The organism is Salimicrobium album (genome assembly GCF_900107115.1).
In the GTDB taxonomy this organism is placed as follows: domain Bacteria; phylum Bacillota; class Bacilli; order Bacillales; family Halobacillaceae; genus Salimicrobium; species Salimicrobium album.
The window spans coordinates 114,408-126,617 of record NZ_FNOS01000005.1 but is presented as its reverse complement, the minus strand read 5'-3'; the positions used below and the strand labels follow the sequence as shown (position 1 = coordinate 126,617).

Annotated in this window: 11 protein-coding genes; 3 read left to right on the top strand and 8 right to left on the bottom strand. The window is 40.9% G+C overall.

The annotated features are described in order from the left end of the window. Positions 1-152: 152 nt before the first annotated feature. Both BLU03_RS10285 and mhqE read right to left on the bottom strand, forming a co-directional pair. Positions 153-746: an alpha/beta hydrolase gene (locus BLU03_RS10285; protein ID WP_076571215.1), complete on the bottom strand. Its 594-nt coding sequence runs from the start codon at positions 744-746 to the stop codon at positions 153-155. Between the two features lie 50 nt (positions 747-796). Continuing rightward, on the bottom strand, positions 797-1,750 hold the full coding sequence (mhqE, locus tag BLU03_RS10280) for a ring-cleaving dioxygenase MhqE (protein ID WP_093107618.1): 954 nt from the start codon (positions 1,748-1,750) through the stop codon (positions 797-799). 219 nt (positions 1,751-1,969) lie between these two features. On the opposite strand from mhqE, the gene BLU03_RS10275 reads away from it, so the two are divergent. Further along, the gene (locus BLU03_RS10275) at positions 1,970-2,587 is read left to right on the top strand and encodes a YdhK family protein (RefSeq protein ID WP_093107616.1); all 618 of its coding nucleotides are present in this window, start codon (positions 1,970-1,972) and stop codon (positions 2,585-2,587) included. Between the two features lie 74 nt (positions 2,588-2,661). Here BLU03_RS10275 and BLU03_RS10270 read toward each other — a convergent pair whose 3' ends face one another. The 6 genes from BLU03_RS10270 to BLU03_RS10245 form a co-directional block, all read right to left on the bottom strand. Continuing rightward, positions 2,662-3,402 carry an SDR family NAD(P)-dependent oxidoreductase gene (locus BLU03_RS10270; RefSeq protein ID WP_093107614.1) on the bottom strand — a complete coding sequence of 247 codons (741 nt, stop codon included), beginning with the start codon at positions 3,400-3,402 and terminating at the stop codon, positions 2,662-2,664. 95 nt (positions 3,403-3,497) lie between these two features. Next, positions 3,498-4,292 carry a histidinol-phosphatase HisJ family protein gene (locus tag BLU03_RS10265; protein ID WP_093107612.1) on the bottom strand — a complete coding sequence of 265 codons (795 nt, stop codon included), beginning with the start codon at positions 4,290-4,292 and terminating at the stop codon, positions 3,498-3,500. 55 nt (positions 4,293-4,347) lie between these two features. Further along, positions 4,348-6,351, bottom strand: a complete 2,004-nt coding sequence (gene tkt, locus BLU03_RS10260; RefSeq protein WP_093107610.1) for a transketolase — start codon at positions 6,349-6,351, stop codon at positions 4,348-4,350. 130 nt (positions 6,352-6,481) lie between these two features. Beyond that, positions 6,482-7,837 carry a PTS ascorbate transporter subunit IIC gene (locus BLU03_RS10255; protein WP_093107608.1) on the bottom strand — a complete coding sequence of 452 codons (1,356 nt, stop codon included), beginning with the start codon at positions 7,835-7,837 and terminating at the stop codon, positions 6,482-6,484. A 31-nt stretch (positions 7,838-7,868) separates the two neighbouring features. Further along, positions 7,869-8,150 (bottom strand): PTS sugar transporter subunit IIB, encoded by a 282-nt coding sequence (locus tag BLU03_RS10250; protein WP_093107606.1) that lies wholly within the window; start codon positions 8,148-8,150, stop codon positions 7,869-7,871. Then, the gene (locus BLU03_RS10245) at positions 8,147-10,195 is read right to left on the bottom strand and encodes a BglG family transcription antiterminator (protein WP_093107604.1); all 2,049 of its coding nucleotides are present in this window, start codon (positions 10,193-10,195) and stop codon (positions 8,147-8,149) included. Before BLU03_RS10245 ends, BLU03_RS10250 begins: the two co-directional genes overlap by 4 nt. Positions 10,196-10,398: 203 nt before the next feature. On the opposite strand from BLU03_RS10245, the gene BLU03_RS10240 reads away from it, so the two are divergent. Next, positions 10,399-11,250 carry a Cof-type HAD-IIB family hydrolase gene (locus BLU03_RS10240; RefSeq protein ID WP_093107602.1) on the top strand — a complete coding sequence of 284 codons (852 nt, stop codon included), beginning with the start codon at positions 10,399-10,401 and terminating at the stop codon, positions 11,248-11,250. A gap of 262 nt (positions 11,251-11,512) precedes the next feature. Further along, positions 11,513-12,196, top strand: coding sequence for a cytochrome c oxidase subunit II (gene coxB / locus BLU03_RS10235; RefSeq protein WP_176765459.1), 684 nt, complete (start codon positions 11,513-11,515; stop codon positions 12,194-12,196). Positions 12,197-12,210: the final 14 nt, after the last annotated feature.

The following is a 12,210-nucleotide window of genomic DNA, read 5'->3' as shown; positions in this document are numbered from 1 at the left end:
TTCTTTCATTCAATACGGAGCATAAAAAACGTTTTGTCCATTCTTTTGGAATGAACAAAACGTTTGGCGAAAATCGTCTTTTAGAGAGGGATACCGGGCTTGCCGAAGGACAATTTCCCGATTCACTGTGCCTCCTCAACTCCCGTATATCACTACTTGTTGAGCCATTCTTTCGCTTTGCGCGCTACGTCTTCTGTAAGCGTATGTCCCTGCACCCAGGCAGTCGTGACGTCAGCTCCTCTTTCCTCAAAAAGGTTGATGACTCTTTCACTTTCGGATTCAGGAACAATCGGGTCCCCTTTGCCAAGAGACAGAAAGACTTCTACTTCGCTGAAATCCTGCTTCTCTTCTACGTCTGCCGGATAGAGAGGCGCAAACAGCGCAGCCTTCTTGAATGCTTCCGGATGTTTGAGCATCATCTGGATAGCAATGTTGGAGCCGTTCGAGAAGCCGACAGGTACTGCATCTTCCAGTTTAAAACCATATTCCTCAGCCTTCTGTGTAATGAATTCGTACAGTTCATTACCACGGAATTCGAGATCCTCCCAGTCATACTTCCCTTCTCCGTGACGTTTGAAGTACCTGTTCATACCGTTTTCCTGAACGTTCCCCCGGATGCCTAAAATGTTGTAATCAGGATTCAGCAGCTGAGCTACAGGAACGAGATCGTTTTCTGTACCACCTGTACCGTGCAGCAGTATAAATACCGGGGCGCCTTTTTTATTTTCCTTATAAATGTGTTCCATTTGTAAACAACTCCCTTTTAAAAGAAATGTTTATATTTCCGTTTGCCTGTTCAGGAACGTTTCGTGTTGAAAGGGCGGACCTTCGCTTCGATCTGTTCACGCTGTGACTCCAGGAATGGTGGAAGGGACAGACTTTCTCCCAGCGTTTCGTAAGGTTCGTCACCCATAAATCCGGGACCGTCCGTGGAAAGTTCCACAAGAATGTCTCCGATGCGTGTATAAAGGGCTTCGAAATAAAAGCGGTTCACATTTCCGGAGTGCCCCATGCCGAGTTCATTATACTTCTCTTCCCACTGTTTCAAAGTATCGTGGTCTTTCACTCTGAAGGAGACGTGGTGGACTTCGCCGTACCCCTGACGTGCAGGTGATGTTTCATCTTTCCGCAGGATAACCTGACCGCCGTTACCGCCTTCGCCCACTTCCAGAAGCGTTACGTCCTCTTCCTCGCGGATCGGCTTCATTTTGTATACGTCACCGAGCAATTTTTTGAAATCATCGAAATAGCTTACAGTGATTTCAATCGGACCAAGACCGTATACGGCTTTTTTTTCCGGAACCGGACCGTTCTTCCATGGCGTGCCTGGCGCTACGCCATTATCGTTTTCATCGGAAAACAACTGGAATCTCTGACCGTCAGCTTCTTCGAATGGAAGAACTTTTTTTTCGAATAATTCCTGGATGCCGTCATTTTTTACACCGAACTCTTCAAACCGATCCTGATAATACTCAAGTGCCGCATCGTCAGGTACGCGCAAACCGATTCTCGAGATCGAGTTCGTGCCGCGTCTTCCTTTCGGAATGTTCGGAAAGTCGAAAAACGTGACGTCTGTACCCGGAGAGCCTACGTCATCTGCAAAAAACGTATGGTACGTCTGAATGTCGTCCTGGTTCACCGTTTTTTTAACCAGTCTCATACCAAGTACTTCTGTAAAAAATTTATAGTTCCTTGCTGCATCGTCCGTAATCGCTGTTACGTGGTGAATTCCTAATAAACCGTCTGTCATGTGTTACAACTCCTTTAATTGATAGTTTTCATCTGCATATTCAAATGTCTGAGGTTTTTTATCTCGATTTCAAGATAATTATATCTTAAAATAAGTCACCTTATATGTCAACATTTATACATTTGATACTGTCGCCATTCTGTCACCGGAGGTGCACGAAAAATGCACATAGAAAAGGTACCATATACGTGACATTAATGATTCAGGAGGGATTAATAAATGAAAAAGAAAATTATCTTCGGTGTAATGGCTCTCTTTTTGGCCGCATTACTCGCTGCATGCGGGAATTCCGCAGAAGAAACAGAAAGTTCGGGTGACAAAAAAGAACAGGAAGAACAAAAAGAAGACACTAAAGAACAGAAAGAAGACACTGAGGGAGGAATGGGACACTCAGCGGAAGAGATGTCCAGTGACGGCTCCGTACCGGCTGGTCTGAAAAAAGCGGAAGACCCTGAATTTGCAATCGGTGACAAAGCTGAAATCAAAGCCGAACATATGAAAGGGATGAAGGGTGCGGAAAGTACAATTTCCGGCGCTTTTAACACAACGGTCTATACTGTTTCCTATACACCTACGAACGGGGGAGACCCGGTAAAGAACCATAAATGGGTGATCCATGAGGAATTTGAAAATCCGGGAGAAGCTCCGATGAAAGAAGGCGAAGAAGCGGTAATGACTGCTACTCATATGAAAGGCATGGAAGGAGCCACAGCCACTATCGACTCTGCGAAGGAAACTACCGTATATATGGTCGATTTCACGACAACCGATACGGAAGAACAAGTGGAGAACCACAAGTGGGTAACGGAAGAAGAGCTGGCTCCTGTGGAGCAATAAGATTCTAACGTTAAAAAGGGAGCCGACTGAAACAGCGGCTCCCTTTTTTTACACTCTAATTATTCTTATATCTGTCACCGGCCGACGGTCCAGCCGCCGTCGACTTTCAATTCCGCACCCTGCATATAGTCTGACTCATCCGATGCAAGAAAGACAGCCGCTGCAGCAATTTCCTCCGGTTTCCCGGCTCTTCCGGCAGGAATATCTTTCAGCCTCTCATCATCGATGCCTTTCGTCATAGGTGTATCAATGAATCCTGGAGCAATCAGATTCGCTTTGATGCCTTTGCTGCCGAAGTCGTACGCCAGCTGTTTTGTAAATCCGTGTATGGCGTGTTTACTCGTAACGTAAGTGTTGCCGCCCGCTCCGGCAACGAACGTGGATTGAGAACCGATGTTTATAATCGTTCCCTTACCTTTTTCCAGGAATATCGGCACCGCGGCGTTAGCTGCCAGGTACGGCCCCTTCACATTCACGTTCATCAATTTATCGAACGTATCTTCATCCGTTTCCACTACGTTTTTATAAGCGTCGTGCACTCCGGCGCCGTTGTAAAGTACGTCCACCGTGCCAAACTGTTCCACGGTTTTGTTTATCCCGTTCTGCACAGACTCGCGATCTGTAACGTCCATCTGTACAAAAACGGCTTCTCCCTTCGCCTTTCTGATCTCTTTGACGATTGCTTCCCCTTTCTCTTCTTCCAGACCGACGACTGCCACGCGGGCGCCTTCTTCTGCAAACTTTTTCGAAGTCGCCTCTCCGAGACCGGAAGTACCGCCGATGACTATTGCTGTTTTATTATCCAATCTTCCCATTTCAAAAATCCTCCTTTTAATTTCTTATTTTAATTTAAAGATTACCTCTCAGAAAGATAAACGTTGCTGCTTCGAGAATCTCACTGTATTACTTTTCATATGACAAATTTTGAAGGTTTTCTTTTATCAAATTTAAAAATGTACTGGAACCCTGCTTCTTTAGCTATTTTCCTCGCTTCTTTAAAATGACCCCCCACTGACTTTGCGTCGTGAGAATCAGAACCGATTGTGAGTATTTCCCCGCCCAGAGATTTATACATCGCTAAGATATCCATGCCGGGAAACGCTTCATTAATTTTTTCATTTCTTAACCCGGAGGTATTAATTTCAAGACCGATATTCCGTTCAATAGCTTTGGTCAAAATTCGTTCTATAATATCACGATGCTTTAAAAAGTTATAATTTCCTATTGAGGTCATCCCATAACGTTTCATTAAATCAAAATGGGCTATAACATCTATATCAGAGTACGAAACCAAACGATAAACCTCTTCAAAGAAGTCGTTATAAACTTCTTCAGGGGTTTTATGATACATATAGCTCCTAAGCTTCTCTTCATTTATGTTGTGCACGGAACCTAAAATAAAATCCAGTTCTATACCGCTCAACTTATCAGTGTAGGTATCTTTCATCAAATGAGGCTCGCACAATTCAATTCCAGCTTTTATAATTATTTCATTTTTAAACTTAACCCTGCACTGCTGAATGCTATAAAAATAGTCTTCGAAATTCATATGGCCATATGTTGGCAACTTGGTATTAACCGAATAATGTTCCGTAAAACATACTTCAGCGACACCTTTCCTTATCGCTTCCCTACAAACCTCCTCCATTGAAGCTTTAGAATCAAAAGAATGATTTGTGTGAAGGTGGTAATCTATCCATTCCATTCCCAAAACCTCCCTATAGAAAAAGGCAACCTGAAAGGCCGCCTTCTTCTACTTATTAACTTAAAAGTTTTTTAAATCGTTTCACTACATTTTCTACAGTAAAACCGAATTGCTCTATTACTTCTTCGCCAGGGCCGGAAGAACCGAATGTGTCCAGACACATTACTTCTCCCCTTTCACCCGCATATTCTCTCCATCCTAATTTTGAACCCATCTCTACCACAAGACGATTTTTCAAATGACTCGGGAGTACACTTTCTTTATACTCTTTAGACTGAATTTCAAAAAGTTCCCATGAAGGCATACTGACCACGTTTACATATACACTCTCTTTTTCCAGTTCTTTTTGTGAACTGATAGCCAGACTCACTTCAGAACCCGCTGCGATCAATATCCCTTCCGCCGGTTTTGAAGACTCTGAAATAATATAAGCTCCTCTTTGCACACCTCTTTGGGCAAGTTCGTTTGTTCCTTGCAGTGTAGGTAAACCTTGTCTACCCAGCACAAGCATTGTAGGACCTCCCGTTTGAGAGTAAGCTAATTTCCAGGCCTCTTTCGTTTCATTAGCATCCGCCGGGCGAATTACATTAAGGCCTGGCATAGCTCTGAAAGATGCCAATTGTTCTATAGGCTGATGAGTAGGACCATCTTGTCCTACTGCTATAGAGTCATGAGTAAAAACATACGTAACAGGCAATTTCATAAGCGAGGCTAGACGGATAGCCGGCCTCATATAGTCAGAAAACACGAAGAAAGTACTGACGAAAGGTCTCAAATGATGACGAGCCATCCCATTAGCAATCGCACCCATAGCAAATTCACGGACTCCGAACCAAATATTACGTCCTGAATAGTTATCACTATTCAAATCAGCATATTTCTTTAATCTTGTTTTCGTCGAGGAGTCTAAATCTGCAGATCCTCCAACCAGTTCGGGCACTTTGTCAGCCAGCGCATTTAACACTTCACTGGCAGAGGCTCTTGTAGCCAAAACTTCACCCTCTTCAAAGTTTGGAAGGTCTGCCTCCCATTGCTCTGCAAGTTCACCTTGTATAACGCGTTGGAACTCGTTATACAACTCAGGATGTTCATTTTTATATTCAGCAAGCAATTGATTCCATTCTTTTTCTTTTCGTTCCCCATTTTCTTTTATTACACTGAAGTCATCATACACTTCCTGAGGAACATGAAAAGCTTCCGTATAATCCCATTTGTAGAAAGCTTTTGCTTTTTTGATTTCTTCTGAACCTATAGGGTCACTATGGGCATCACTTGTACCTTCTATAGAAGGAGCGCCGTAACCAATCATAGTTTTAATTTCGACTATAGTAGGCCGGCTTTCATCAGCTTTTGCTTCATTCAGAGCTTTTTCAACAGCGTTAACGTTTTTCCCATCTTCTACAAACAAATATTGCCAGCCACAAGATTCGAACCGTTTTTTGATGTTCTCCGAAAATGACTGTTCAAGATCTCCATCCAGACTTACATCATTCGAGTCATATAAAACTATCAGACGTCCCAATTTCATATTTCCTGCAAATGAAGCAGCCTCGTAAGACACCCCTTCCATCAAATCTCCATCTCCGCAAATTGTATACGTATAATGATCGACTATAGGATAGCCATCCCGGTTATATTTTTCAGCCAGGTGTCTCTCAGACAACGCCAACCCCACACTGGCCGGTATACCCTGACCTAATGGGCCTGTAGTTATTTCCACTCCCGGAGTCTCACCTAATTCCGGATGACCGGGTGTTTTACTGCCATACGTTCTGAACTTTTTCAATTCCTCTAGTGGCAAGTCATACCCTGCCAGATGTAACAGACTATATTGCAGCATAGAACCATGACCAGCTGATAAGACAAATCTGTCTCTGTTGAACCAATCAGGGTTTTCAGGATTCATGTTCATAACGTTTTTCCATAAGCTGTAAGCCATTGGTGCTGCACCCATAGGCATACCAGGATGCCCGTGCTGTGCTTTTTCCACACTGTCTATGGTTAGTGTTCGAATTGTATTAATAGACAGGTCAGATATTTTTTCGCTCGTTGTGTTCATCAAAATCTCTCCCTTAATAATTTTCGATTACTCACTCAATAAATTGCTGTCACATAACTTACCTTGTAACATGACAGAATAGCAAAAGGTTCAAGCGATTTTGAAAATGTCACTCTTTGTATTAGCTTTATTACTGCTGAACTTTCTTTTTCTTTCCAAAAGGGATGGCCATCAGTGCAAGAATTACGACCAAACTGATTACAATCGCTATTGGTCCAGCATAGTTGGCCAAGGTACCGAAGAATATACCTGATACACCAAAGTCAGCGTCAGAGAAAGTGGTATTAGCAAACCCTAGTTCTCCCAGTACCGGAAGCAGGAAAATAGGCAGGAAAGATATAATTATACCGTTCACAAACGATCCCGCTATCGAACCCCTTACCCCTCCAGTAGCATTGCCCAGGACACCAGCTGCAGCCCCGGTAAAGAAGTGAGGCACAACGCCGGGAAGAATAATCGTCGATCCTGCGAAAGTCATAACTACCAGACTAAATACGCCTCCCATAAAACTGGAAAAGAAACCGATCAAAACAGCGTTAGGTGCGTAGGTGAAGATAATCGGGACATCCAGAGCCGGCTTTGCATTTGGAACAAGCTTCGTCGAAATCCCTTTGAAAGCTGGTACAATTTCCGCAAGAACCAGACGTACTCCGGAAAGAATGATGAATACACCGGCAGCAAAGTTACCTGCCTCAATAAAAGAGTAAACTAAGAAATTTGTACCTTCACTCAGTTCTCCTTCAATGAACGTTGGTCCTGCAAACAAAGCTACAATGATGTACATCACAGTCATAGTTAAAGCGATACTCACAGTACTGTCGCGTAAGAAGCCAAGACCTTTAGGAAAGTCAATTTTTTCTGTAGAAGTTATTTCTTTTTTACCTTTCACTGCTTTACCGACAAGTCCACTGATAGCATAACCAACAGCACTGAAGTGACCCAACGCTACGTTGTCGTTTCCTGTCAACTTGCGGATGAACGGTTGTACAATAGCTGGAGATAACGTCATAATAATACCTAGCGCTACTGCACCGACTGCTATCAGCCCGACGCTCTTGAAACCGGCTACCGCCATGATTATTGCTAGCATACAAGCCATATAAAGCGTATGGTGCCCTGTGAGAAATATATATTTAAATCTTGTGAATCTGGCTATTAGGATGTTTACCACCATACCGAAAAACATTATTAAAGCTGTATTGGAACCATACTCTGTTAGTGCTAATGCTACAATAGCTTCATTATTTGGAACGACTCCCGTCATATTGAAGGCTTCCTGGAACATGGCTCCGAATGGAGAAAGAGCTCTCTCCAATAGTCCTGCACCTGCAGCAATAACGAGGAAACCGACAAAGGTTTTGGTCGTTCCTTTCATGGTATCTGATAAGTTTTTTCTTTGAGCAAGCAGTCCTACCAGAGCTATTGAAGCTACAAGGATAGCTGGCTCGCTCATAACATCCACTAATAAACTTAAAATACCTTCCATCTCAATCATTCCCTCCTGGATAAAGCTTCGTTTATATTAAATTTTTCTCTTCAGCCAGTTGCTTAACTTTCTCCCTTAATTCCTCCATGTCAATAATATTATCGAGGACCACTATTTCTCCCAGATGTGCCCCACCTTCAGCAATATCTTTAGCTAAAAAGAAAACGTCTGCATCTTGAGGAGTGGCAGAGCTTAAATCTGAATGAGATACCTCTACACCTGTTACACCCAATTCTTTCAAAACCTGTTCAATATTCATTTCTACCATAAAACTTGTGCCCAACCCCGAACCACATACCGCTAATATTTTCATTCTTTTTCCTCTCCTTCTTTTATTATTTCTATCACCTGTTGAGAACTTTCGGCTGCTTTTAATGCTTCCAATTTTACGTCGTCACCCAGTAGTCTGGTCAATTGTGCTAAAGCTCTTAAATGAGCGTCACTATCAATAGCTGCTAAACAAATAAAGATATCAATTTTATGGTCTTCTTTTCCTAACAGCTTTACTGGAGTTCTTGTTCTTAGAAAAGACATCCCCAGGTTGTTCACGCCTGCTTCAGGTCTTGCATGTGGTATTGCTATACCTTTCCCTATGTGGATATACGTACCAATTTCCTCTACGTTTTTAATCATCGCTTCCACATAATCATTCTGAATTTTATTAGTCTTAACTAACGGATAAGATACTTTTCTGATTGACTCTCTCCATTCTAACTCCTCGTCGGTGAAATGAATCATATCTTCTGTTAATAGCGTAGAAAGCATTGGTTTATAACTCCCTCTTTCTATATTGTTTGAATAAAGTAAATTCGTTAATTCAGAGAAAAGCTCGTGCTCGTTTTTCACATCGGCGTGTTTATTTATGATTTCCATTATCTGATTTACAGGAATAGTTCTGTTTTCCAACATCGGGAATTTTGATAGTAGCATTTGGATAAGATATTTTTTCTCGATTTTGGAGAGAAGCGGTTTAATCTTAAAAACCGGTTTCGCTGACACTACATCGATCGTCGAAAAAACCATATCGAATGTTTCAGAGGTGATCTTGTTGAATTCCTGAACTGTATGAACGCTTGAAAAACGAATATCCGGAAACATTTCTCGTAACTGTGCCTTGATCATAATAGAAGAGCTTAATCCGTTAGAACAGATAATTACTGCTTTCAACTTGATAGACTCAGTCTTTTTAGTTCTTTCAAGATAACCACCAAACAATAGTGTAAAGAAACCGACTTCGTCCTCGTTAATTGTTTTTCCGGTCCACATAGACAACGGCGCTAAAGATTTCTTCACGAATTGAAATAGTTCTGGATAATCAGCTTTAATTCTCGGAGTCATAATGTTAACTATTGGCATTTCAAACATTATTCTGAAAAATGCAGGAACTAGGTGGTTATATATACTTCGTTCAAAAAAATCTTTGCTTTTAATCGGTAGTAAAGTGTTTTTTTCGAACTCATTAATTAATTGTTGAGATAATTCTTGAAGAAAAGGGTTTTCGTTATTGAAAACTTCTTGTTGAGACACTAACAGTTGTATTGTTACAAAGTAACTCTCATTTTCGCTGCAATCTTCTCCAAAAATTCTTTGAGCCAGCATTACTCCCTTCTGATATAGGGACTGTCGCTGTATAAGCTGCTTTTCAAAATCCGAAAAAGCTAAACCTTCACTTTTACTTCGAACGTACACAAAAACAAGGTGAAAGACAGCTTCATTTTTACGGCTCTTCACAAGATCAATGCTGTGCTCTTCCAAGTAGGAGTCAATCATTTCCTGCATGAAAACTAGATTATTTTCTTGTCCCCATGATTTAAGGGCGAGTATAATAATCTCTTTTCCTAGAGGCTGAGAGAGTAAATAATCAATACAATAAAAAGCTATCCTTCGCTTGTCCAATTCACTTCCATTAAGGTGATAACCTGCGTTTCTTGTGTATACTAAGGATACCCGCCACTTTTCACAGAATGTTTTGAGCTTTTTAACATCTGCCAAAGCAGTGTTTTTACTCACACCAAGCAACCACTGATAGTGATAATTTGATAAATTACCTTGCCTGATAAAAGTGTACAAATAAATCAACAGTTCTCTGTCTCCCTCAGAAATGATAAACTGCTTCGTATCAATATCGGGAAACAACTCCGAAGGAAGAAATTTTCTTGCAGCCTCACTCATATTGAATGATTGATCCTGGAGTTCAATCGGATCTAATTCCATTCCAGTCAATGTGTCGTTTATCTTCTCTAAATCATACTGAAGCTGCCTCTCCGTCAAATTCAGGTACTGCATCACTTCCGACTTTGTCATTCGTTCGTGATTAACTAATTCCACGAAAAGTTTATATGATCTCTGATCAAGCAATGGGAGCCCTCCATTTCTTAACTTAATTTTAGAAGGTTCAACTGCAGTTTACAATTCAATTAGAGCCCAAACTTTGTAACCGTTTCCAAAAGTAAATTGGGTTGTTCCTTCCCTTGTTTTACTATTAAGTTATCCTTATACTTCATCTAAATGATAAGCGAATCATCAAATGAGAATAATTGTAAATGGGAAGGGATTTTTAAATGAAAATCAAAACTTTGGTTTTAGATATGGATGGCACACTGCTTAATGGGGAAAATGTAGTTGATCCAAATTTGATAATTCTATTAGAAAAATTAAGATCTGAGCACAATATAAAATTTTTTATAGCTACCGGACGTTCAATGGACGAGATAAAAGATGTCCTCCCTGTCAATTTTTGTGCAGACGGGTATATAACGGCTAATGGCATGATCAATTACAATAAAGAGAATATGATAAATTATCATATTTTGGATTCTGATTTAATTGAAACCGTTATAACTAAAGCTCGTGAAAGCAAAATCTATTATGAATTACACCCCTTGGAAGGTAGTCGTTTTGCATTAGAGGAGGATTTTCAAGTTTTTACTGCAGAATTGCATAAAAAGAAGTCTGCTACTCTTACGGAAAATGAGTATAAAGCTCGGATCGATGCGATGAAAAAGGATATTAACTGGGTTGAAAAACTTAACTTTGAAGATCTTATAAAAGTTTATTTTTTTAGTATGAATGCTGAAGTAATCAAAAATTGGAAAATGTATTTGGAAGAATTAAAAGAAGAGATTAACTTTACCACTTCTTCTTCCTCTCAACACAATGTAGAAATAATGGTCGATGAAGTTTCAAAAGCCACAGGTGTTCAACGGCTTCTTCAGGAATATGATCTTTCACACGAAAATTTAATGGCTATTGGGGATGCAGAAAACGATTTATCCATGTTGAAACTGGCTGCATATTCAGTTGCCATGGAGAATGCTTCAGAAGTTGTGAAACAAGAAGCAGACGATATTACAAATTATTCTCATAAAGAACAAGGACTCTACTTGTACTTGTCTGAAAAGTTCAAGATATAAAGAAACAATATTATCCCATATATTTAGTTAAAGATAGTACTGTTAATTAATGACTACGGTGTTTAACCGTGGTCATTTTTCTTTAGCTTCACTCTGACTTTCATTCTTCTTATTATTTCAATTGCTCTTCATTTTAAGTAACTCACCCTCTACAGAGAAATTAAGAAGAAAGTCCTTCTCTTTATTTGTTTCATCTTCCGTAACAAAGGCTACAGTGAATAATAAGGTTTCTAAAATCTCAGAAGAAAAGGTTGAGATGCATATGAAGAAGTTGCTTCCTGTACTGATTATGTTATTTCTCACAGGCTGTAACGTCCGGACGCTTAATCCTGTAAGTGAGACAGGAGCTGACCAGGCTTTCCTGATTAAACTGAGTTTTGGAATTATGATGTTTGTCGTTGCGGTTGTATGTGTCCTTTTCATCATTTTTACAGTGAAATACCACGAGAATGATTTAAACAGAAAAGATATTCCAAAACATGAAGAGGGCAGTCGTGTATTGGAAATTCTCTGGACGACCATACCTTTCGTTCTGCTTGCCATTCTGGCTGTCCCTACCGTGATGTATACGTTCCAGGCTTCAAATACGGAAGCTGGCTCCGAAGACACGCTGCATGTAGACGTAATAGCCGAGCAGTGGAACTGGACGTTTGCGTATGAAAATGGAAAAGAAACACATAAGGAACTTGTTCTGCCGGTCGACCGTGAAGTAGTTCTCCATCTGAAGTCCACCGATGTTATCCATTCCTTTTGGGTGCCGCGCCTGATCGGCAAAAGGGATACGATTCCGGGGGAGGAAAACGAGCTCAAGGTGACCCCGGATCAGACAGGCACGTACCAGGGAAAATGTGCGGAATTCTGCGGTCTGGGCCATACCGATATGAGGTTTGATACCGAAGTCATACCGGCAGAGGAATTCGAAGAATGGTTGAGTGAAGAAAAATAGACAGTTAAAGAGGT

Coding starts and splice junctions, on each gene's coding strand:
- BLU03_RS10270 (WP_093107614.1), bottom strand. CDS start 3,402: ATGGGAAGATTGGATAATAAAACAGCAATAGTCATCGGCGGTACTTCC.
- BLU03_RS10265 (WP_093107612.1), bottom strand. CDS start 4,292: ATGGAATGGATAGATTACCACCTTCACACAAATCATTCTTTTGATTCT.
- BLU03_RS10250 (WP_093107606.1), bottom strand. CDS start 8,150: ATGAAAATATTAGCGGTATGTGGTTCGGGGTTGGGCACAAGTTTTATG.
- mhqE (WP_093107618.1), bottom strand. CDS start 1,750: ATGACAGACGGTTTATTAGGAATTCACCACGTAACAGCGATTACGGAC.
- coxB (WP_176765459.1), top strand. CDS start 11,513: ATGAAGAAGTTGCTTCCTGTACTGATTATGTTATTTCTCACAGGCTGT.
- BLU03_RS10240 (WP_093107602.1), top strand. CDS start 10,399: ATGAAAATCAAAACTTTGGTTTTAGATATGGATGGCACACTGCTTAAT.
- BLU03_RS10275 (WP_093107616.1), top strand. CDS start 1,970: ATGAAAAAGAAAATTATCTTCGGTGTAATGGCTCTCTTTTTGGCCGCA.
- tkt (WP_093107610.1), bottom strand. CDS start 6,351: ATGAACACAACGAGCGAAAAAATATCTGACCTGTCTATTAATACAATT.
- BLU03_RS10255 (WP_093107608.1), bottom strand. CDS start 7,837: ATGGAAGGTATTTTAAGTTTATTAGTGGATGTTATGAGCGAGCCAGCT.
- BLU03_RS10285 (WP_076571215.1), bottom strand. CDS start 746: ATGGAACACATTTATAAGGAAAATAAAAAAGGCGCCCCGGTATTTATA.